The 19,773-nt window shown below is 69.3% G+C and carries 23 protein-coding genes; 7 read left to right on the forward strand and 16 right to left on the reverse strand.

The window, feature by feature from the left end; translation table 11 throughout:
* The 4 genes from ASF25_RS09805 (at position 1) to ASF25_RS09820 (ending at position 3,965) form a co-directional block, all read left to right on the forward strand.
* Positions 1-903 (forward strand): SMP-30/gluconolactonase/LRE family protein, encoded by a 903-nt coding sequence (locus tag ASF25_RS09805; protein ID WP_056304474.1) that lies wholly within the window; start codon positions 1-3, stop codon positions 901-903.
* Positions 900-1,814 carry a VOC family protein gene (locus ASF25_RS09810; protein ID WP_056304475.1) on the forward strand — a complete coding sequence of 305 codons (915 nt, stop codon included), beginning with the start codon at positions 900-902 and terminating at the stop codon, positions 1,812-1,814. The genes ASF25_RS09805 and ASF25_RS09810 overlap by 4 nt, the downstream gene beginning before the upstream one ends.
* A gap of 178 nt (positions 1,815-1,992) precedes the next feature.
* On the forward strand, positions 1,993-2,886 hold the full coding sequence (gene lgt, locus ASF25_RS09815) for a prolipoprotein diacylglyceryl transferase (protein WP_056304476.1): 894 nt from the start codon (positions 1,993-1,995) through the stop codon (positions 2,884-2,886).
* Positions 2,887-2,936: 50 nt separating this feature from the next.
* Positions 2,937-3,965, forward strand: a complete 1,029-nt coding sequence (locus tag ASF25_RS09820) for an SAM-dependent methyltransferase (RefSeq protein WP_082502601.1) — start codon at positions 2,937-2,939, stop codon at positions 3,963-3,965.
* 186 nt (positions 3,966-4,151) lie between these two features.
* Here the strand turns inward: ASF25_RS09820 and serA are convergent, their stop codons facing one another.
* From serA to trmD, 3 genes are all read right to left on the reverse strand, one after another.
* Positions 4,152-5,744: a phosphoglycerate dehydrogenase gene (gene serA, locus ASF25_RS09825; RefSeq protein ID WP_056170081.1), complete on the reverse strand. Its 1,593-nt coding sequence runs from the start codon at positions 5,742-5,744 to the stop codon at positions 4,152-4,154.
* Between the two features lie 295 nt (positions 5,745-6,039).
* A complete protein-coding gene (locus ASF25_RS09830) occupies positions 6,040-7,206 on the reverse strand; it encodes a phosphoserine transaminase (protein WP_082483454.1) in 1,167 nt (388 codons plus the stop codon).
* A 173-nt stretch (positions 7,207-7,379) separates the two neighbouring features.
* A complete protein-coding gene (gene trmD / locus ASF25_RS09835) occupies positions 7,380-8,147 on the reverse strand; it encodes a tRNA (guanosine(37)-N1)-methyltransferase TrmD (RefSeq protein WP_082502556.1) in 768 nt (255 codons plus the stop codon).
* Positions 8,148-8,229: 82 nt separating this feature from the next.
* Here trmD and ASF25_RS09840 point away from each other — a divergent pair, with 82 nt between their 5' ends.
* The gene (locus ASF25_RS09840; protein WP_056304592.1) at positions 8,230-8,976 is read left to right on the forward strand and encodes a methyltransferase domain-containing protein; all 747 of its coding nucleotides are present in this window, start codon (positions 8,230-8,232) and stop codon (positions 8,974-8,976) included.
* Positions 8,977-9,045: 69 nt separating this feature from the next.
* Complete coding sequence (locus ASF25_RS09845) at positions 9,046-9,834, forward strand: DUF4239 domain-containing protein (protein WP_056304478.1); 789 nt, start codon at positions 9,046-9,048, stop codon at positions 9,832-9,834.
* A gap of 155 nt (positions 9,835-9,989) precedes the next feature.
* On the opposite strand, the gene rimM is transcribed toward ASF25_RS09845, so the two are convergent.
* The 5 genes from rimM to ASF25_RS09870 all read right to left on the reverse strand — a co-directional run bounded on the left by rimM (position 9,990) and on the right by ASF25_RS09870 (position 13,248).
* Positions 9,990-10,676, reverse strand: coding sequence for a ribosome maturation factor RimM (gene rimM / locus ASF25_RS09850; protein ID WP_056304479.1), 687 nt, complete (start codon positions 10,674-10,676; stop codon positions 9,990-9,992).
* Between the two features lie 10 nt (positions 10,677-10,686).
* On the reverse strand, positions 10,687-11,049 hold the full coding sequence (gene rpsP / locus ASF25_RS09855) for a 30S ribosomal protein S16 (RefSeq protein WP_056170094.1): 363 nt from the start codon (positions 11,047-11,049) through the stop codon (positions 10,687-10,689).
* 5 nt (positions 11,050-11,054) lie between these two features.
* Complete coding sequence (locus ASF25_RS09860) at positions 11,055-11,372, reverse strand: chorismate mutase (RefSeq protein WP_056170686.1); 318 nt, start codon at positions 11,370-11,372, stop codon at positions 11,055-11,057.
* A gap of 14 nt (positions 11,373-11,386) precedes the next feature.
* Entirely contained in the window at positions 11,387-12,943 is a 1,557-nt protein-coding gene (gene ffh, locus ASF25_RS09865; protein WP_056304480.1) for a signal recognition particle protein, read from the reverse strand.
* A gap of 71 nt (positions 12,944-13,014) precedes the next feature.
* Positions 13,015-13,248 carry a hypothetical protein gene (locus ASF25_RS09870; protein ID WP_056170100.1) on the reverse strand — a complete coding sequence of 78 codons (234 nt, stop codon included), beginning with the start codon at positions 13,246-13,248 and terminating at the stop codon, positions 13,015-13,017.
* A 376-nt stretch (positions 13,249-13,624) separates the two neighbouring features.
* On the opposite strand from ASF25_RS09870, the gene mtnA reads away from it, so the two are divergent.
* Positions 13,625-14,722 carry an S-methyl-5-thioribose-1-phosphate isomerase gene (gene mtnA, locus ASF25_RS09875; protein ID WP_056304481.1) on the forward strand — a complete coding sequence of 366 codons (1,098 nt, stop codon included), beginning with the start codon at positions 13,625-13,627 and terminating at the stop codon, positions 14,720-14,722.
* A gap of 6 nt (positions 14,723-14,728) precedes the next feature.
* On the opposite strand, the gene ASF25_RS09880 is transcribed toward mtnA, so the two are convergent.
* The 8 genes from ASF25_RS09880 to ASF25_RS09915 all read right to left on the reverse strand — a co-directional run bounded on the left by ASF25_RS09880 (position 14,729) and on the right by ASF25_RS09915 (position 19,697).
* Positions 14,729-15,082 carry a type II toxin-antitoxin system PemK/MazF family toxin gene (locus ASF25_RS09880; RefSeq protein ID WP_056304482.1) on the reverse strand — a complete coding sequence of 118 codons (354 nt, stop codon included), beginning with the start codon at positions 15,080-15,082 and terminating at the stop codon, positions 14,729-14,731.
* A complete protein-coding gene (locus tag ASF25_RS09885) occupies positions 15,079-15,303 on the reverse strand; it encodes an antitoxin MazE family protein (RefSeq protein WP_056304483.1) in 225 nt (74 codons plus the stop codon). Before ASF25_RS09885 ends, ASF25_RS09880 begins: the two co-directional genes overlap by 4 nt.
* Before the next feature lie 103 nt (positions 15,304-15,406).
* The gene (locus tag ASF25_RS09890; RefSeq protein ID WP_056304484.1) at positions 15,407-16,402 is read right to left on the reverse strand and encodes a MaoC family dehydratase; all 996 of its coding nucleotides are present in this window, start codon (positions 16,400-16,402) and stop codon (positions 15,407-15,409) included.
* Between the two features lie 8 nt (positions 16,403-16,410).
* Positions 16,411-17,508 carry a redox-regulated ATPase YchF gene (gene ychF, locus ASF25_RS09895; RefSeq protein WP_056170114.1) on the reverse strand — a complete coding sequence of 366 codons (1,098 nt, stop codon included), beginning with the start codon at positions 17,506-17,508 and terminating at the stop codon, positions 16,411-16,413.
* A gap of 4 nt (positions 17,509-17,512) precedes the next feature.
* On the reverse strand, positions 17,513-17,968 hold the full coding sequence (locus ASF25_RS09900; protein ID WP_056170117.1) for a PIN domain-containing protein: 456 nt from the start codon (positions 17,966-17,968) through the stop codon (positions 17,513-17,515).
* On the reverse strand, positions 17,952-18,179 hold the full coding sequence (locus ASF25_RS09905; RefSeq protein WP_056304485.1) for a hypothetical protein: 228 nt from the start codon (positions 18,177-18,179) through the stop codon (positions 17,952-17,954). Before ASF25_RS09905 ends, ASF25_RS09900 begins: the two co-directional genes overlap by 17 nt.
* A gap of 62 nt (positions 18,180-18,241) precedes the next feature.
* Entirely contained in the window at positions 18,242-18,868 is a 627-nt protein-coding gene (gene pth, locus ASF25_RS09910; RefSeq protein WP_056170124.1) for an aminoacyl-tRNA hydrolase, read from the reverse strand.
* Positions 18,869-19,010: 142 nt separating this feature from the next.
* Positions 19,011-19,697, reverse strand: coding sequence for a 50S ribosomal protein L25/general stress protein Ctc (locus ASF25_RS09915; protein ID WP_056170127.1), 687 nt, complete (start codon positions 19,695-19,697; stop codon positions 19,011-19,013).
* Between the last annotated feature and the right edge of the window lie 76 nt (positions 19,698-19,773).

Genomic DNA, 19,773 nt, shown 5'->3' on the forward strand with positions numbered 1-19,773 from the left:
ATGGACGGCTTCGAGATCCACGACCCGCGCTTTCGCGCCTTCGTGCTGCCGAACGCTCCGTTGGAGACCCTCGCGGAAGGGTTTCGCTGGTGCGAGGGCCCGGTCTGGTTCGGCGACCGGAACGAACTCCTGTTCAGCGACCTGCCCAACGACCGGGTGATGCGCTGGAGCGAGCACGGCGGCCTCAGCGTCTACCGCATGCCGAGCGGCTTCGAGAACGGGCACGCCCGCGACCGCGAGGGGCGGCTGCTGTCGTGCTCGCACCGCGGGCGCTGCATCACCCGGACCGAACTCGACGGCACCGTCACGATGCTGGCCGACCGGTACGAGGGACGGCGCCTGAATTCGCCCAACGACATCGTCTGCCGGTCCGACGGGACGATCTGGTTCACCGATCCGCCCTACGGCATCCAGACGGATTACGAGGGCGGCAAGCAGGTCTCCGAACTGCCGGCACGGGTCTACCGCCTCGATCCGGGCACCGGCGACCTCACCATCGTGGCCGACGATTTCGAAGGGCCGAACGGCCTGTGCTTCTCGCCCGACGAGACCCGGCTCTACATCGCCGAGAGCGGCCTGCAATTCGCCGATGCGCCGACGCGGCACCTGCGGGTGTTCGTGGTCGGCGCAGGCGGCAGCCTGTCGGGCGGGCGGGTGTTCCATACGGTCGAGCCCGGCTTCGCCGATGGGTTCCGTTGCGATACGGACGGGAACCTGTGGTCGAGCGCCGGCGACGGCGTCCACTGCATCGACCCATCCGGCGCCCTGCTCGGCAAGATCCTGACGCCCGGCCCCGTCGCCAACCTCGCCTTCGGCGGTCGTGAACGGTCGCGCCTGTTCCTCTGCGCCGGCCAGCGCCTCCAAGCGATCTACCTCAACCAGCGCGGAGCGCGCCTGCTGTGAGGCCCCGCGTCACCCGTCTCCTCGGGCTCAGTCGCACGGTGGCGGATCTCGCCCGAACGGAGGCGTTCTACCGCGACGGGCTCGATTTCCGCCGCCTCGGCCCGGTCGAACGTATCCCGAGCGCCGTACTGGATGCGCTCGGCCTTCCCGAGGCCAGCGGGGGGCGGTTGCGTATGGGGCTTGGGGACCAGAGCATCGAGTTCCTGGCCTTCGATACGCCCGGTCAGCGCTACCCCATCGGTGCCCTGGCCAACGATCCGTGGTTCCAGCACGCCGCCATCGTGGTCGCGGACATGAACCGCGCCGTCGCGCGCCTCGACGCCTTCGCACCCGTGCCGATCTCGCGCGGCGGTCCGCAGCGCCTGCCGCCCACCTCCGGAGGCGTCACAGCCTGGAAGTTCCGCGATCCCGACGGACATCCCCTGGAACTCCTGGCCTTTCCGGAGGGCGCGGGCGCCCGGCGTTGGGCCGAAGCCCCCGGCCTGTTTCGCGGCATCGATCATTCCGCCATCACGGTCGCGGACGCGGAATCCGCCATCGCATTCTTCCGCGACGCCCTCGGGCTGCACCTCGACGGACGGAGCCGCAACAGCGGGCACGAGCAGGCCGCCCTCGACGGCTTGGACGAGCCCGTGGTCGACGTGATCGCGCTCCGGCCCGACGCGGAGGCGGTGCCGCACGTCGAACTCCTGCATTACCGCGCGCCCGTTCCCACCGCCGCCCGCCGGCCCTTCACGGCCCGCGACCGGTTCACCTCCCGGCTCCGCTTCGGCCTCCGCGACCTGCCGGCCCTTCGCGACCGGCTCGCGCGCGACTGGCCGCACGTTCCGCTTCACGCCGCACGCGACGGCAGCGTGATCGGTCTCGCGGGGCCCGACGCCCACGGAATCCTGCTCATCGCGGAGGGCTGAGGCTGCCCCACCTCACATGAGCCCCGTGCAGGGCTCGGCCTTGACGCGCCCGGCCCCACGCGTCCAATGCCCGGCTTCGGAGTCCCTCGCGGAACTCCTCGGGGCTACCCGCCCCAATCCGGGCCCGTGAGGGGCCGCGGGAGGTCCGCGAGAGCCGCTCAGATCGGGACGCCCGCCGATGCCACCGCTCCTCGCCCTGCCGTTTCCCGCCATCGATCCGGTGGCGGTGGCCATCGGGCCGCTCACCATCAAGTGGTACGCGCTATCCTACATCGCGGGCCTGCTCGGCGGCTGGTTCTACGCCCGCCGGCTCGTGGCCATCGACCGGCTCTGGGGGGCCGGCAAGCGGCCGAGCCTCGACGACATCGACGATCTCATCGTCTGGGTGGCGCTCGGCGTCGTACTCGGCGGGCGCATCGGCTACGTGCTGTTCTACAACCTGCCCCTCTACCTGAACGACCCCCTGGAGATCCTCGCCATCCGCAACGGCGGCATGTCGTTCCATGGCGGGTTCCTCGGGGCGGTGCTGGCCATGGGTCTGTTCGCGCGCTCGCGGAATCTCGCGCCCTTCAGCCTGTTCGATCTCGCCGCCGTCACCGTCCCCATCGGGTTGTTCTTCGGCCGCATCGCGAATTTCGTGAACGGCGAGCTGTGGGGCCGTATCGCCCCGGACTTCGATTATGCCGTGGTGTTTCCCTCCGGCGGCCCCCTGCCCCGCCACCCGAGTCAGCTCTACGAGGCGGCCACGGAAGGCGCCCTGCTGTTCGGGGTGATGGCTGTGGCGGTACGGGTGTTCGGCTTCCGTAGGCCGGGACTTCTCAGTGGGATCTTCGTCCTCGGCTACGCCCTCGCCCGGACGTTCTGCGAGTTCTTCCGCGAGCCCGACCGGCAGCTCGGCTACCTCTTCGGCACCGAGGACTGGCGCACCGGCGGAATCACCATGGGGATGCTGCTCTGCGTGCCCATGGCGCTGGTCGGCATCGCCACCATTCTGCTCGCCGCCCGTGGCGTGACCGCACCGCGGGAATCCGTTTCCAAGCGACCCGATCCCGCCCGGACCGATCCGACGTGACGACGCCGCTCTTCGCAATTCTGCGCGACGAGATCCTCGCCACGGGGCCGATGCCGCTGGCGCGCTACATGGACGTCTGCCTCGGCCATCCGGTCCATGGCTATTATCGCACGCGCGATCCCCTCGGCGCGGCCGGGGATTTCACCACCGCGCCGGAAATCTCGCAGATGTTCGGCGAACTCGTCGGCATCTGGATCGCCGCCACCTGGGGTGCCCTCGGCGCGCCCGGCGACCTCGCACTGGTGGAACTCGGCCCCGGGCGCGGCACCCTGATGCAGGACGCGCTCCGGGCCCTCGCCCGCGCCGCCCCGGATCTTCGCCCCCACCTCCACCTCGTCGAGACGAGTCCGGTGTTGCGGGCTGCGCAGGCCGAACGTCTCGCCGCCGTCCGGCCGACCTGGCACGAGACGGTGGAGACCGTGCCGCCGGGGCCCGCCCTGGTGGTGGCCAACGAATTCTTCGACGCCCTGCCGGTGCGCCAGTTCCAGCGTACGGAGCGTGGCTGGTTCGAGCGCTGCATCGGCCTGACACCCGAGGGGGAGCGCCTCGCCTTCGGGCTCGGCGCTGAGCCCGATCCGCGCATCGTGCATCAAGCCCCTGTCGGCGTGATCCTCACCCTGCCGGGCGCCGCCCTCGACACAGTCCGCATCCTCGCCCGGCGCCTCGTGCGCGACCGGGGCGCCCTGCTGTCCATTGATTACGGTCATACGCAGCCGGGCTTCGGCGATTCGCTCCAGGCGGTGGCGCAGCACCGCTTCGTCGATCCCCTGGCGGCACCGGGGGAAGCCGACCTCACCACCCACGTGGATTTCTCCGCCCTGGCTCGGGCCGCCTCGGCCGAAGGCGCCCGGGTGCACGGACCGGTCGACCAGCGTGATTTCCTTCAGGCCCTTGGCCTCGGCGCGCGTGCCGAGCGCCTGGGAGCCGGCGCAACGCCGCAGCAGGCGGTTCGGATCGCCGCAGCCGTCTCGCGTCTCACAGATCCGACCCGGCGCGGCATGGGCAGCCTGTTCAAAGTGATGGCGATCTCCGATCCCGCCTTGGCCGCCCTGCCCGGACTTCCGACGCCCGACCGTTGACGCCCGTCCGAGGCCGCGGCTTCGCGAACCCTGCGTTTCCGGCAGCGGCCCGCCACCGTCGGATGTGATCAAGCCCCGCCTTGCAGGGACGGTAACCCGCGCTTCACCGATCCGTACGGCCGGGCTGGGAGGGGGATCGCACGACGCCCGGGTGGCCCCGGGCGCCGCGCGTCCACCGAGCCCGTTTCAGAAACTCACGGCCCGAACCCGGCGCACCTGCGGGATCGCGTCGATCTGCTTCAGCACCGCATCCGACACCGGCGCATCGACGGCGCACAAGCAGATGGCGCTGCCACCTTCCTCCTCGCGGCCAAGGTTGAACGTCGCCACGTTGACGTTCGCTTCGCCCAGGATGCTGCCCAGCCGCCCGATGAAGCCCGGCTTGTCGTGATTGCGCACGTAGAGCATGTGGCGCGCGAAGGCCGCGTCGATGGCGATGGAGCGGATCTCGATCACCCGGGGCTTGCCGTCGTGGAACACGGTCCCGGCCGCGTCGCGCGGCATGTCCTCGGCGTCGACAGTGATGCGGATCACCGATTCGAAATCCGTGACCGCACCCTCACGCTTGATCTCGTCGACGACGATCCCCCGCTCCCGGGCGAGCGCCGGGGCCGACACCATGTTGATGTCCTGCAGGAACGGCCGCAGCACACCCGTGATGGCGGCGGAGGTCAGCGCACGGGTGTTCATGGAGGCCACCGCCCCCTCGTAGATGATGCGGATGCCCTTGATCGGCGCCTCCGTGAGCTGCCCGAGGAACGAGCCGAGCTTTTCGGCGAGGGCCACGAACGGCTTCAGGCGCGGCGCCTCGTCGGCGGAGATGGAGGGGAAGTTGATGGCGTTGGTGATGGCGCCCTGGAGCAGGTAGTCGGACATCTGCTCGGCCACCTGCAGGGCGACGTTCTCCTGGGCCTCGTTGGTGGAGGCGCCGAGATGCGGCGTGCAGATGACGTTCGGATGCCCGAACAGCGGGTTCTGCTTGGCGGGTTCGGTGACGAACACGTCGAGGGCCGCGCCGGCGACATGACCGGAATCGAGGGCGGCCCGCAGGGCGACCTCGTCGACGAGGCCGCCGCGTGCGCAGTTGACGATCCGCACGCCGCGCTTGGTCTTGGCGATGGCCTCGGCCGAGAGGATGTTGCGGGTCTTGTCCGTCATCGGCACGTGCAGGGTGATGATGTCGGCCCGGGCCAGCAGGGCGTCGAGCTCGACTTTCTCGACGCCGAGCTCCACGGCACGCTCCGGCGACAGGTAGGGATCGTACGCCACCACCTTGAGCTTGAGGCCGATGGCCCGGTCGGCCACGATGGCCCCGATGTTGCCGCAGCCGATGATGCCCAGGGTCTTGGCCGTCAGCTCCACGCCCATGAAGCGGTTCTTCTCCCACTTGCCGGCCTGGGTCGAGGCGTCGGCCTGGGGCAGCTGGCGGGCCAGGGCGAACATCAGCGCGATGGCGTGCTCGGCCGTCGTGATGGAATTGCCGAAGGGCGTGTTCATCACGATGATGCCGCGGGCGGTCGCCGCCGCCACGTCGACGTTGTCGACGCCGATGCCGGCCCGGCCGATCACCTTGAGGCGACCCGCCTCGGCGATGACCTTGCTGGTGACCTTGGAGGCCGAGCGGATGGCGAGCCCGTCGTAATGGCCGATGATCGCCGTGAAGGCGTCCTTGTCCTTGCCGAGGTCGGGAATGAAGTCGACGTCGATGCCGCGGTCGCGAAAGATCTGCACGGCCGCATCGGAGAGAGCGTCGGAAATGAGCACCTTGGGAGCAGCCATGATGGCCTCCGGGTTCTAGGAAAAGGGATTTTGGGGTTTGGCGCAGGGCACCTCGCCCCTTTCCTGCGGATGACCGTTTTCACACGGATCGCGGGCAGCGCGGGCCCCCACACATTCCAGGAGAGGGACAGGGTGAGGTGTGTGACCTTTTCGGATGGTTCGCACACCTCACCCCAACCCTCTCCTTCCAGGAGAGGGGGCCGGTCGCGCCTTTCATGAACCCCTTCGGGCCTTCAGAACGGCGACGGTGCGGGTGTACGAATCCGGCATCCTCCCCCGCAGAGGGGGGGCGGCCCTACGCGGCCTGCGCGAGCTTCGCCTTCTCGGCGGCGAACGCCCAGTCGAGCCACGGCATCAGCGCTTCGAGGTCCGAGGCCTCCACCGTGCCACCGCACCAGATGCGCAGGCCCGCCGGGGCATCGCGATAGGCGCCGATGTCGTAGGCGATGCCCTCGCGGTCGAGGGTGTCGGCGATCCCCTTGGCCACGGCCTCGACGGCCTTTTCACCCTTCGCCAGAACGTCCGGATCGGTGATCACGAGGCACACGCCGGTGTTGGTGTAGGTGGCGGCATCGGCGGCGAGATGGCCGATCCATGGGGTGCGGGCGACCCAGTCGTGGACCACCTTCGCGTTGGCGTCGGCACGGGCGAAGAGCGCCTCGAGGCCGCCGATGCTCTTGGCCCAGTTCAGCGTGTCGAGGTAATCCTCCACTGCCAGCATCGAGGGCGTGTTGATGGTGTCGCCCTTGAAGATGCCCTCGATGAGCTTGCCGTCCTTGGCCATGCGGAAGACCTTCGGCACGGGCCAAGCCGGCGTATTGCCCTCGATGCGCGCGACGGCACGGGGCGAGAGCACGATCATGCCGTGCGCGGCCTCGCCGCCCATGACCTTCTGCCAGGAGAAGGTTACGACATCGAGCTTGTCCCAGGCGAGCGGCATGGCGAAGGCGGCCGAGGTGGCGTCGCAGATGGTGACGCCCTCGCGGTCGGCCGCGATCCAGTCGCCGTCGGGCACGCGGACGCCGGCGGCGGTGCCGTTCCAGGTGAAGATCACGTCGTTGTGCCGGGTATCGACGGCGGACAGATCCGGCAGGATGCCGTAATCCCCCACATGGACCTTCGGGGAAATCTTGAGTTCCTTGAGGGCGTCCGTGACCCATTCGAGGCCGAACGCCTCCCAGGCCACGACCTCGACGGTGCGCGTCCCCAGCATCGACCACATGGCCATCTCGACGGCACCGGTGTCGGAAGCCGGAACGATGCCGATGCGGTAATCGGCCGGCACCTGCAGCACGGTGCGGGTGAGGTCGATGGCTTCCTTGAGCTTGGCCTTGCCGATCACCGAGCGGTGGGAGCGCCCGAGGGCGGCGCCTTCGAGGGCCTGGAGGCTCCAGCCGGGGCGCTTGGTGCAGGGACCGGACGAGAAATTCGGCACGCGGGGGCGCGTGGTGGGTCGGCTCATGGTGGTCATCCTTACAGATGAAAGCTCCTCGTTGGGGAGGAGTGGCCCGCCCGGAGCAGTGAACCGCGCGCGGCGTCGGGGCAAGTTTCTTTTTATGAAACTCAGTTGGCTTTCGATAAAAGCCGTTTGAGGCAGCCTACAGACGGCTTATTCGCCCCACCATGACTTGTGTCTCACCGCTCGGACGGGTCGAGCAGGTCCGGCCGGCGTTCGCGGGTGAGGCGGAGGGCCTCCTCGCCGCGCCAGCGCGCGATGGCACCGTGATTGCCGCCGGTGAGCACGTCCGGGATGGTTCGCCCCTCCCAGTCCCGGGGCCGGGTGTAGTGCGGGTATTCGAGGCGCCCGCCCTCGAAGCTCTCCTCGACGCCCGAGGCTAGCTTGCCCATGACGCCGGGGAGCAGGCGCACGCAGGCATCGAGCAGGGTCAGGGCTGCGATTTCGCCGCCGGACAGGATGTAGTCGCCGATGGAGACCTCCTCCAGGCCGCGTCCGGCGATGACCCGCTCGTCGACGCCCTCGAACCGGCCGCAGACGACGACGACGCCCGGCCCCGCGCTCAGAGCGCGCACGCGGGCTTGGGTCAGGGGTTTTCCGCGCGGGCTCATGAGCAGGCGCGGGCGCGGATCGTCCCCCGGGGCCGCCGCGTCGAGGGCCGCCGCCAGCACGTCGCAGCGTAGCACCATGCCGGCCCCGCCCCCGGCGGGGGTGTCGTCCACGGCGCGGTGGCGGCCGAGGCCGTGCTCGCGAATCTGGCGAGCCTCCAGGGTCCAGGTGCCCCGCGCCAGGGCTTCGCCCGAGAGGGAGTGACCAAGCGGCCCGGGAAACATCTCGGGGTAGAGGGTGAGGAGGGTGGCGCGCCAGGCCGTGCGGTCTTGAGCCGTGCTGTCTTGGTCTGCGGGGTCCTGAGTCGTGCTGTCTTGAGCAGTGCGGTCTTGAGTCATGATGCTCCATGACGCGGGCTGGGGCGGCGGGTCAACGCACGACGGGCGGGCACCTTTGCCGGCCGGGGCCGGTTGTCCCGCCATGATGCGCTTCGCTCCGCTTGCCGCCGCTCTCCTCGGCCTCCTTCCCGTGCCGGCGCACGCCGCCGAGCCCCTCGGGCCGCCGGGTCTCCCGGCCGCCGCCTTCCCGAAACCCGACCGGCCGGTGGCGGAGATCATCGCGCCGCTCTGGGCCCAGGAAGGGCAGCGCGACTGGGTCGACGAGGTCGGGCAGGTCGCGCGCCTCATGGGGATCGGGCCGGGCCAGACCGTGGCCGATATCGGTGCGGGCAGCGGCTACTATACCGTGCGGCTTGCGACGTGGGTCGGCCCGCAGGGCCGCGTGCTCGCCGAGGACGTGACCCCGGATTACCTCGCGGGCCTCGAACGCCGCGTGGCGACGCTCCCCAACGTCACGGTGGTGCGGGGCGAGGCGCACGACCCCCGTCTGCCCCCGGTCTCCGTCGATGCCGCGGTTCTCGTTCACATGTACCACGAGATCACCCAGCCCTTCGGCCTGCTGTACAATCTGGCGACGGCGATGAAGCCCGGCGGCCGGGTCGGCATCGTCGACGCCGACGCGATTCCCTCCCGCCACGGCACGCCGCCGGCCCTGCTGCGCTGCGAACTCGCCGCCATCGGTTACCGGGAGACTGGGTTTCAGGTCCTCGACGGTGGCGTCGGCTACCTGGCGATCTTCGAAGCCCCCGCCGTCGCGGCCCGGCCGGAGCCCGCCGCGATCCGGCCCTGCCGGGACACGGCGACCCGCACCGCCCCGACGCCGCGCTGAGGGTGGTTCACCCTTCGGTAGCGGGCTTGGCGCTACGGTCCCGACGAACTTTTCGACGGGAGGCGCGGCGTGATCCTCGGCCTGTGGCTCGACTTTCCGGTCTGGCTGATCTTCACCAGCCTGGGCGGTGTCTTCGCGGGAGCCACCGGGCTCCTCGTGCTCCTGACCAACTCGCGCCGGACCCGGCCAATCCTGTTGCGCCTCGGCACCGGCATGGTACCGGCCTATTTCACCGCGATCTCGGTGCTGCTCGCCCTGCTCACGGGTACCGTCGCCAACGATGCGTGGGAGCGCCAGCGTCAGGCGGGGCGGGTGGTGCAGAACGAGCGCTCGAACCTCCTGGCGGCCCACGATCTCAGCCTCGCCACGGTGTCGGACATGAGCGAGATCCGCGCCGCCCTCGTGACCTACGCCAACGCCCTGATCCTGGACGAATGGCCGAAGATGACGGACGGGCTGTCGTCGCCCGTGGCGGGGGCCGCCCTGGGTCGCCTGATGGCGGTGTCGGCCGACCCCAAGCACGAGGCGGCGGGCCGGGCCGCCCATGCCCTCCTGCTCGACGCCGTGATGAACCTGCGTACGGCCCGGGGTGAACGCCTCGCGCTCAGCGACGCGCAGGGGGATCAATCGAAATGGCTGACCCTGATGGTTCTGGCCGGGCTGACCCTCGTCGCCATCGGCCTCGTCCACCTCGAACGCCCCGTGGCGCAGGCGACGACGCTCGTCATGTTCTCCATCGCCATGGTGACGACTTTGGGGGTCGTCGCCCTGCACGAGCGCCCGTTCGACGGCCCCATGGCGCGAAGCCCGGCGCCCATCGAACGGGCGAAGGCGGTGATGGTGGAGGGGCGGGGTTAGGGCGGGCGCCTCAGGGCTGGTGTGCCCGTCGCGATGTTGTTCGCGCTGTCCTGCCCTTCATCGAAGGACCAGGAACAGATTGGCATGACAGGAAGCGAGATCGCCCGGATTCATGCGATCGAGGATCGCCGCTGTGCGGGAGCGCCGTTCCGGCCCTAGACGGGCTCCTCCGGCGGGCGCGGCCCGGCCGGAGCGAACAGGTCGTCGGGGGGATCGATCACGACCCGGCCGCCGGCGATGTCGAGTTCCGGCACGAAGGCCTTGGTGAAGGGCAGCAGCGCCGTGGCGCCGCCGAGCGCCGGCTTGATCTCCAGGAGATCGCCGCCGCCGTAATTCGGCACGTCCGCGACGGTGCCGAGGCGGGTGCCCGCGGTGTCGACCACGTCGAGACCCACGAGATCGGCGGTGAAGAACTCGTCCGCGTCCGCCACGGTGCCGAGACGCTCGCGGGGCAGGTAAAGGGCGAGGCGGTTGAGGCTTTCCGCCCCCGTGCGGTCGGTCACGCCCTTGACCCGCACCACGAGGAGGTCGGGCGCGGCACCGCCGGCCTGGCGCAGGTCGGTGAGTTCGATGCGGCGGCCGTCGGCGCCGAGGAGCGGGCCGTAGGACGCGATGGCCTGCGGGTCGCCGGTGTAGGATTTCAGGCGGATCTCGCCGTTGAGCCCATGCGCCCGGCCGAACTCGCCCATCTGGACGAGGCTCGGATCGGTGGCGGGCAGGGGCGCATCGGCATCGGGCCTCAGTCGGTGGGCCGAAGTCGGTACGCTCTCGCCGATGCGTCCGGGACGCGCGCGGCGTCCGCCGTCCCCGTGGGGCGTGTGACCGGGGGGACGGCGGGCCATCGCTGGCGCCTCAGGCCGCGGCGTCTTCGGCCGGGGCAGCGGCCTTCTCGGCGCGCTTGGCGGCGCGCTCCTTGGCCTTCTCGCCCGGCTCGGCCTTCTGCGGGTTGTTGCGCACGGGGCGCTTGGCGAGGCCGGCGGCGTCGAGGAAGCGCAGGACGCGGTCGGTGGGCTGGGCGCCCTTGGCGAGCCAGGCCTGGATCTTGTCGGACTCCAGCACGATGCGGGCCGGATCGTCCTTGGCCTTCATGGGATCGTACACGCCGACCTTCTCGATGAAGCGGCCGTCGCGGGGCGCGCGGGCGTCGGCGACGACGATGCGGTAGTACGGGCGCTTCTTGGCGCCGCCACGGGTGAGACGGATCTTGAGGGACATGATGTCTACTTTCTCTCTTCGATTGCGTTGTGATTGGCCGCAATCGTCTGGTGGTGCCGGATGACTTCCTTGACCACGAAGGTCAGGAAGGTCTCGGCGAAATCGGGATCGAGCTTGGCGTCGATCGCGAGTTTGCGCAGGCGGGCGATCTGCATCGACTCCCGCCCGGGATCGGAGGCGGGCAGGCCCTTGCGGGCCTTCAGCTCGCCGACCCGCTGGGTGCAGCGGAACCGCTCGGCGAGCAGGTAGATCAGGGCGGCATCGAAATTGTCGATGCTCTCGCGCAGGCGCACGAGTTCGGGGTCGATCCCCTGCGCCGCCATGGTCTCGGGGCCGCTCATTTCTTTTTCCCCGGCAGAAAGCCGCCGAGGCCGGGCAGGCCCTTGCCGCCGAGCCCCGGAAGGCCCGGCATCTTGCCCCCACCGCCGAGGCCCGGGGGCATCGGAGGCAGCTTGCCGCCGAACTGCTTCTGCATGTCGGCGATCATCTCGGGCGTCGGCTCCGGCATGCCCGGAGGCAGGCCCGGCATCCCGCCGCCGCCCATTCCGCCACCCATGCCGAACATGGAGCCGAGGGCCTGGCCGATGCCGCGCTTGCCCGAACCCATGGCCTTCATCATGTCGGCCATGGTCCGGTGCATCTTGAGGAGCTTGTTCAGCTCCTCGACCTTCGTCCCCGAACCCGCCGCGATGCGCTTCTTGCGGGAGTTCTTGAGGATGTCGGGATTCTTGCGCTCCTGTGCGGTCATCGACGAGATGATGGCGCGCTGGCGGGCGAACATCTTCTCGTCGAGGTTGGCGTTCTCGACCTGCTTCTTGATCTGGCCCATGCCCGGAAGCATGCCCATCAGGCCGCCGATGCCGCCCATCTTCTCCATCTGGGCGAGCTGCATCGACAGGTCGTCGAGGTCGAACTTGCCCTTGCGCATCTTCTCCGCGGTGCGGAGCGCCTGCTCGTGGTCGATGGTCTCGGCCGCCTTCTCCACGAGGGAGACGATGTCGCCCATGCCAAGGATGCGGTTGGCGACGCGGGAGGGGTGGAACTCCTCGAGCGCATCGACCTTCTCGCCGGTGCCCACGAGCTTGATCGGCTTGCCGGTGACGGCGCGCATGGACAGCGCCGCGCCGCCGCGCGAATCGCCGTCCATGCGGGTGAGCACGATGCCGGTGACGCCGAGGCGCTGGTCGAAGGCCCGGGCGGTGACGACCGCGTCCTGGCCGGTCAGGGCGTCGGCCACCAGCAGAACTTCGTGCGGGTTGGTGGCGGCCTTGACCTCGGCCGCCTCCTGCATCAGCGCCTCGTCGAGGGTGGTGCGGCCGGCGGTGTCGAGCATCACCACGTCGAAGCCGCCGAGGCGGGCCGCGTCCATGGCGCGCCGGGCGATCTGCACGGCCGACTGGCCGGCGACGATGGGCAGGCTCTCGACCTCGACCTGACGCGCCAGGATCGCCAGCTGCTCCATGGCGGCCGGGCGGCGGGTGTCGAGGGAGGCGAGCAGCACCTTGCGCTTGTCGCGCGAGGCCAGCCGGCGGGCGATCTTGGCCGTCGTGGTGGTCTTGCCCGAGCCCTGGAGGCCGACCATCAGGATGGCGACGGGGGCGGGCGCGTTGAGGTCGATGAGCCCGACATCCGAGCCCAGCATCGCGGTCAGCTCGTCGTTGACGATCTTGACGACCATCTGGCCGGGGGTGACCGACTTGACGACGATGGCACCGACGGCCTTCTCGCGCACCTTCTCGGTGAAGTCGCGCACCACTTCGAGGGCGACGTCGGCCTCGAGCAGGGCGCGCCGGACCTCCCGCAGGGCGGCCGTGACGTCGGCCTCCGTGAGAGCGCCGCGGCGCGTCAGCCCCGAGAGAATGCCGGACAGGCGATCGGACAGGCCTTCGAACATGCGTCAGGCTCCCTGGACCAGGATCGTCACGGCGAATCCCGTTCCGTCACGTCTCGTCACGCCGTCGCGCATCACTGGTTGACGCCTGCGCTCGCCGCCCGGCGCGCCTGGAGGGCGTTCTCGAAGCTGCGCACCGCACGGGCGAACTTGTCCCGGCATTCGGGATTGCAGAAGCCCACGACGGCGCCGTTGTAGAGGGTCAATGCATCGGCCGAAATCGGCTTGCCCGACCAGGGGCAGACGTCGTTGACCGCGTCCGCGAGGCGCAGCGGTGTGTTCGACGTGTCGGGCGTGGCGTTGGGCATGCGGCTTTCGAACGAACGGGGGATCGACGCCCTCTACCCCAACGCGAAGCTCGCCCGAGGGCGCATCGCGCTGTCGGGCGTTGACCTCCGGCCTCATGGGGCCGGTCGGCGTTCGTGCTGACGATCGGATCGTCGGAATCGATTGGGTTCGGTTAGGACGCCGACACCCGCGAGTCAAGTTTCTCAAACGGTGGAGCGGGTTCCGACCGTGAACAGATCGGCTTCCTACGGTCCGCAGAATGCATGCCCCCTCCCCCAAAGACCGGGCGAACATCGGCGCGCGCCGGCATCGCTCTCGCACAGGCTGGCCTCGCCGAGGCGTTCTGACGTAAAGGCTCGGCCTCCCGCCCGGCCCCTCACCTCTCGGACGCGCGCCATGAAGATCGACGGCCAGCCCTACCGCACCATCTTCCCCGATGCCGACGGCGCCTCCGTGCAGGTGATCGACCAGACCCGACTGCCCTTCGCGTTCGAACTGAAGCGTCTCGCCTCCATGCACGAGGCCGGCACCGCCATCCGCACCATGGTGGTGCGCGGCGCGCCCCTCATCGGCGTGGCGGCGGCCTACGGCCTGGCGCTCGGCCTCGCCGAGGATTCGTCCGATGCCGGCATCGAGCGGGCGGTGGAGTTCCTCGCCGACACGCGCCCGACGGCCATCAACCTGCGCTGGGCGCTCGACCGGGTCGCGGCCAAGCTGCGCACGGTGCCTGAGACCGAGCGCGCCGCCTTCGCATACGCCGAGGCCGGGCGCATCGCCGAGGAGGATGTGGAGAGCTGCCACGCCATCGGGGTGCACGGCGCCGAGATCCTGGCCGAGATCCACGCGAAGACCGGCCGCACCGTCAACGTCCTGACCCATTGCAACGCCGGCTGGCTCGCCACCGTCGATTGGGGCACGGCGCTCGCCCCCATCTACGTCGCGCACGATGCCGGCGTGCCGGTCCACGTGTTCGTGGACGAGACCCGGCCGCGCAACCAGGGCGCGGCGCTCACGGCCTTCGAGCTCAACGCCCACGGCGTGCCCCACACGGTCATCGCCGACAATGCCGGCGGCCATCTCATGCAGCACGGCCGCATCGACCTCTGCATCGTCGGCTCCGACCGCACCACGGCCTCGGGGGACGTCTGCAACAAGATCGGCACCTACCTGAAGGCCCTGGCGGCCTCCGACAACGGGATCCCGTTCTACGCCGCCCTGCCGTTCTCGACCATCGACTGGACCCTCGACGACGGCGTGGCCCAGATCCCCATCGAGGAGCGCGACGGCCGCGAGGTCTCGCACCTCACCGGCCGCCTCCCCGACGGCGCCTTCGCGACCATCGAGGTGGTGTCGCCCGGCAGCCCCGTGGCCAACCCCGCTTTCGACGTCACCCCGGCCCGCCTGGTGACGGGCATCATCACCGAGCGCGGCGTGGCGCGCGCGAGCGCGGACGGGTTGCTGTCCCTGTATCCGGAGCGGCGGGCGGCGGCGTAGACGCCCTCAACTCTCGTCTTCGGCCTGATTTCTGGGCGTCAGACCAAGAAAAACGACGAGGGCACGATCGAGCCGAACGCTGTCCACGGCGTCGAGCGTCCCGCGACGCCGTCCAAGCTTCGATTTCGGAACGGTCGTGATTTTGTCGACCATCAGACGGGATACAGCGCGCAGGCCGTTGCTGGGATTCGGCATCACAGCGAGACGGATCAGGGGCGCATCTGTCGGGTCGGTCGTGAACGCACAGATCGTGATGGAGTCGGTCGCGTCGAACCGATCCTCTTGAAGGATGACGACGGGTCGGGGTTTTCCAGCACAGTCCTTTCCGCCCGAGACGGTCCAGATCTCGCCGCGTTTCACGCATCGTCCCAGCGCGAGACCGAATCGATGAAATCCTGGTCGTCGGCGGCCTCCGCACGCGATGCAACGGCCGCGGCCTGCCGATGGGCTTCCGCTTCGAAGGCGGCCGCACGCGGATCGGGTACCCAGATCCGCACCGGCCGCAACCCCTGACGGCGGAGCCGATCGTGACGCTCCCGGATCGTCTCCGTGGTGCGTTCGGTCTTCGAAGCAACACTCACGTTCCATCTCCCCAGAAGACATCGAGTGTGCGCCGCCTCGACGTGAATGCCAAGGCACACGATTGGTCGGAGAGACACACGACGCAACAGGCCGCCTCCGCGCTCATTGAACGGGCGCCCACTGCCAGAACACCGACCCGGTGAACTCGAACACCTTGGTGCCGTGCTGGTTCACCGCCGTGTTGTGGTGGGTCGCGAGGCCCCAGCCGGGGCGGGAGGCCGATCGGCGCTTGGCCGTGAGGGCGCAGGCATAGCGCAGGGTGTCGCCGGCATAGACCGGGGCGAGCCAGCGCATGTCGCGGAATCCCGGCGAGGGTCCGAGCTGCGGCACCGGGCCCGACCGGGCGGTGAGCGCCATGTCGCGGGCGCGGGTGATGTGGAGGCGCTTCATCCAGACGGCGGCCGTGTGCCAGCCGGATGCGCAGAGCGCGCCGAAATGGGTCTCCCGAGCCGCGGCCGGATCGAGGTGGAAGGCCTGCGGATCGTAGGCCTTCGCATAGGCCACAATTGCTTCGGGCGTGAAGAGGTGATGCCCGAGGTCGCGGGCGACCCCGATGGGGGCATCCGCGAGGAAATCGAGCTGCACCGCGTCGGTCCCCTCCGCGGGTGCGCTCGGCTCGATGGGATTGACCACACGCGGCGGCAGCGGCGTGCCCCCCCGGCGGGCGAACATCACCGTGAAGGCCTGGGTCATCACCGCCTCGTCGCGGCCGTTGCGCAGGGTCAGGTCGAACCGCACGAAGCCGCGGTCGGGCTTGGTGTTCGAGGCCCGGCAACTGTCGACCTTCACGGAGATGCCGAGGGTATCCCCTGGCAGCACCGGCCGCAGCCAGCGCAGCTGCAGGACACCGGGCGAGCCCATGGAGGTCGCGCCCCGGAAGACGTGCTTCTGCAGGAGCCGCATGCCGAAGCCGGCGCTCTGCCAGCCCGAGCCGATGAGCTGCCCGACGAAAGTCGCCTCGGCCGCCGTCTCGTCGAGGTGGAACGGCTGCGGATCGAACTCCCGCGCGAAGGCGACGAGCTCCTCGCGGGTCACGGTGATCGGCCCGCCCTCGATGACGGCGCCGGTGGTGAAATCCTCGAAAGCGATACCGGTCATGCGCCCGCTCAGTTGGCGAAGCGGAAGTGCAGCACGTCGCCGTCCTGAACCACGTACTCCTTGCCCTCGAGACGAAACTTGCCGGCCTCCTTGGCGCCGCTCTCGCCCTTGAGGGCGACGTAGTCGGCGAACGCGATGGTCTCGGAACGGATGAAGCCCTTCTCGAAGTCCGTGTGAATCACGCCCGCCGCCGCCGGCGCCCGCGTGCCCTTCTCGATGGTCCAGGCGCGGGCCTCCTTCGGGCCGACCGTGAAGTAGGTGATGAGGCCGAGAAGCTCGTAGCCGGCGCGGATGACGCGGTTGAGGCCGGGCTCGGCCAGACCCACCGCCTCGAGAAAGTCGCCCTGATCGGCGACCGGCATCACCGCGATCTCGCTCTCGATCTTGGCCGAGACCACGACCGCCTTGGCGCCCTCGGCCTTGGCCTGCGCCAGCACCGCGTCGGAATAGGCGTTGCCCTTGTCGGCGTCGCCCTCGTCGACGTTGCAGACATAGAGGACGGGCTTCGCCGTCATCAGACCGAGGGTCTGGAACAGGGCCTCCTCCTCGGGCTTGCGGGGAACGAGGCGGGCCGGCTTGCCCTCGCGCAGGAGCGGCAGGGCGCGGTTCACGAGGTCGAGGGCCTCCTTGGCCTCCTTGTCGGCGCCCTTGGCCTTCTTCTCCAGGGCGAACAGGCGCTTCTCCAGGCTGTCGAGGTCGGCGAGCATCAGTTCGGTCTCGATGGTCTCGATGTCGGCCTTCGGATCGACCTTGCCCTCCACATGGGTCACGTCGCCGTCGGTGAAGCACCGCACCACGTGGGCGATGGCATCGACTTCGCGAATGTTGGCGAGGAACTGGTTGCCGAGGCCCTCGCCCTTCGAGGCGCCGCGCACGAGGCCGGCGATGTCCACGAAGGTGAGCCGCGTCGGGATGATCTCCTTCGAGGCGGCGATCTTCGCCAGATCGTCGAGGCGCGGATCCGGCACCGCCACCTCGCCGACATTCGGCTCGATGGTGCAGAACGGATAGTTCGCCGCCTGCGCCGCCGCCGTCTGCGTCAGCGCGTTGAACAGGGTCGACTTGCCGACGTTCGGCAGGCCGACGATACCGCATTTGAAGCCCATGGTGTCAGTTCCGTTGAAACACGTCGTTTGGCGACGCTTGAAAGGGATCGATGAGGGTCAGCCCCTCGAAAACCGTGCCGTGTCCCATATCCTCGGTGAGGAAGAACCGGCAGCCGGCCAGCGAAGCACCTGCCACGAGCAGGCAGTCGAACCATTGATATCCAAGCCGGTTTCGGACGGACCATGCCAATTCCACGTCCTCCTCCGAGATCGGACGATCGCCCCAGCTTCGCAGGGCCGCGATGTCCGAGCGAATGTCGTCCGCTGAGCGATGGCTCTCCTTCTTCAGGAGCCACCGAGTCAGTTCGTTGAGAACCTGAAGATTGGTGCGCGCCCGCCCGCTCGCTCCGACCGTTCCAAGCCAGGAGCGAGCCCGCTCGCGCTTCGTCGCATTGCGGTCGTCTCGTGCGTAGATGAGAACGTTCGTATCGATGAAAACGAGATCAGTCGTAGAGATCATCGCGTGAAGGAGCCTTCCCGTTCTCATCGGTGAGAAGGAGAAGGGGCCCGGCCAGGAATTGCTCGAGCGCTTCGAGCTGATTGAGCGGACGTCCAACTCGGACTTCGACCGTCTCGGCGATGAATTTCGACAAGCTCTTACCGTCCCGCGCCGCCGCCACACGAGCGCGTTGCAGAACCGCGTCGTCCATTGTCACCGTGACATTCTTCATCGCCCGCTCCCCAGTTCCGCACCCGATATCGTGTCCCCGTGTTTTCGTGTCAATTCGCAGCCTCAAGCGGGCTTGCCCGAACTCGCCCGTTCGCCGACGCCCTTGACGTCGTCCCAGCCGCGCCCCGCCATGGCGAGGTGAACCTTGTTCTGGAAGCTCGCATCCTCGCCCGCCGCCAGCAGGGCGATGTGGTCGGCGATGGCCCGGTTGAGATCGTCGAGCCAGGGCCCCTCGTCCTTGGCGAAATCGTTGAGCACGTAGGCGTGGACCAGGGCCTTGTCGCCCGGATGCCCGATTCCGAGGCGGACCCGGTGATAGTCGTTGCCGCATTGGGCCGTGATCGAGCGCAGGCCGTTATGCCCGGCATTGCCGCCGCCGAGCTTCACCCGGACCTTGGCCGGGGCGAGGTCGAGTTCGTCGTGCAGCACGATCACGCTGCCGAGGGGGATCTTGAAGAAGCGCTGCACCTCGGCGACGGACCGGCCCGAGTCGTTCATGAAGGTCTGCGGCTTGAGCAGGACCGCGCGCTCGGTTCCCAGGACCGCCTCTGCGATCTCACCCTGGAACTTCTTCCGCCACGGACCGGCCCGGTGCACCCGCGCGATCTCGTCGAGGGCGAGGAAGCCGATGTTGTGGCGGTTGCGGGCGTAGCGGGCGCCCGGATTTCCGAGGCCGACGATCAGGCGCATGGCGCGACGTTTCCTGCCGAACGAGGGAGAACCGGACCAGCGAGGGAGTCTGGGAACAGGTGAAAAGGGTCTGGAAACAGGAATGCCCCGACCTCGCGGCCGGGGCATCCTCAGGGACGTGAAACCGGGGGGAGCCCCAGTCTCAGTCCTCCTTCTTCTCGTCCTCGGCGGCCTCGGCGGCCTCCTCGATCTTCTCTTCGGCGGCTTCGGCCGACTGGGCCTCGGCGATGGCGGCCTCCTCGGCCTCCACCTCGGCGCCGAGCACCGTCGGCGGCACGACGTTGGCGACGGTGGCGTCGGGTTCACCCGTAAAGGTGGCGCCAGCCGGCAGCTTGACGTCGGCGATGTGGATGGCGTCGCCGATCTCGCGGCCGGTCAGGTCGATCTCGACGGCCTCGGGGATCGCATCGGGGGCGACTTCGAGGGCCAGGGTGTGCAGCACGATGTTGAGGGTGCCGCCGCGCTGTTTGATGCCGGGGGCCGCGTCCTCGTTGATGAAGTGCACCGGCACCTCGACGGTGATGGACTGGCCGGCGACGACGCGCAGGAAGTCGACATGCAGCGGCACGCCGTTGACCGGGTCGAGCTGGAAGTCGCGCGGGATCGCACGGGTCTTCTTGCCGCCAGCGTTGATCTCGAACAGCGTGGTCTTGAAACCGCCGGCGTAGATCAGGGTGCGGGTGCGGATGAGGTCGATGGCGATGGCCTGCGGGGCCTGGCCACCGCCGTAGATGACGGCGGGAACTTGGCCCTGGCGACGAACGGCCCGGGCGGCCCCCTTGCCGACCCGGTCGCGTGCCACGGCCTCAAGCGTCTTGACTGCGCTCATGGCGTGATCCTTCAAAGATTGAAACAAGCCGGGGAACAACGAAAGGCCGCCCGAAACGGACGGCCACACCGAACCC

Source organism: Methylobacterium sp. Leaf100, assembly GCF_001422845.1.
GTDB lineage: Bacteria > Pseudomonadota > Alphaproteobacteria > Rhizobiales > Beijerinckiaceae > Methylobacterium.

Coding starts and splice junctions, on each gene's coding strand:
- ASF25_RS09805 (WP_056304474.1), top strand. CDS start 1: ATGGACGGCTTCGAGATCCACGACCCGCGCTTTCGCGCCTTCGTGCTG.
- lgt (WP_056304476.1), top strand. CDS start 1,993: ATGCCACCGCTCCTCGCCCTGCCGTTTCCCGCCATCGATCCGGTGGCG.
- ASF25_RS09820 (WP_082502601.1), top strand. CDS start 2,937: ATGCCGCTGGCGCGCTACATGGACGTCTGCCTCGGCCATCCGGTCCAT.
- serA (WP_056170081.1), bottom strand. CDS start 5,744: ATGGCTGCTCCCAAGGTGCTCATTTCCGACGCTCTCTCCGATGCGGCC.
- ASF25_RS09830 (WP_082483454.1), bottom strand. CDS start 7,206: ATGAGCCGACCCACCACGCGCCCCCGCGTGCCGAATTTCTCGTCCGGT.
- trmD (WP_082502556.1), bottom strand. CDS start 8,147: ATGACTCAAGACCGCACTGCTCAAGACAGCACGACTCAGGACCCCGCA.
- ASF25_RS09840 (WP_056304592.1), top strand. CDS start 8,230: ATGATGCGCTTCGCTCCGCTTGCCGCCGCTCTCCTCGGCCTCCTTCCC.
- rimM (WP_056304479.1), bottom strand. CDS start 10,676: ATGGCCCGCCGTCCCCCCGGTCACACGCCCCACGGGGACGGCGGACGC.
- rpsP (WP_056170094.1), bottom strand. CDS start 11,049: ATGTCCCTCAAGATCCGTCTCACCCGTGGCGGCGCCAAGAAGCGCCCG.
- ASF25_RS09860 (WP_056170686.1), bottom strand. CDS start 11,372: ATGGCGGCGCAGGGGATCGACCCCGAACTCGTGCGCCTGCGCGAGAGC.
- ffh (WP_056304480.1), bottom strand. CDS start 12,943: ATGTTCGAAGGCCTGTCCGATCGCCTGTCCGGCATTCTCTCGGGGCTG.
- ASF25_RS09870 (WP_056170100.1), bottom strand. CDS start 13,248: ATGCCCAACGCCACGCCCGACACGTCGAACACACCGCTGCGCCTCGCG.
- mtnA (WP_056304481.1), top strand. CDS start 13,625: ATGAAGATCGACGGCCAGCCCTACCGCACCATCTTCCCCGATGCCGAC.
- ASF25_RS09890 (WP_056304484.1), bottom strand. CDS start 16,402: ATGACCGGTATCGCTTTCGAGGATTTCACCACCGGCGCCGTCATCGAG.
- ychF (WP_056170114.1), bottom strand. CDS start 17,508: ATGGGCTTCAAATGCGGTATCGTCGGCCTGCCGAACGTCGGCAAGTCG.
- ASF25_RS09900 (WP_056170117.1), bottom strand. CDS start 17,968: ATGATCTCTACGACTGATCTCGTTTTCATCGATACGAACGTTCTCATC.
- ASF25_RS09905 (WP_056304485.1), bottom strand. CDS start 18,179: ATGAAGAATGTCACGGTGACAATGGACGACGCGGTTCTGCAACGCGCT.
- pth (WP_056170124.1), bottom strand. CDS start 18,868: ATGCGCCTGATCGTCGGCCTCGGAAATCCGGGCGCCCGCTACGCCCGC.
- ASF25_RS09915 (WP_056170127.1), bottom strand. CDS start 19,697: ATGAGCGCAGTCAAGACGCTTGAGGCCGTGGCACGCGACCGGGTCGGC.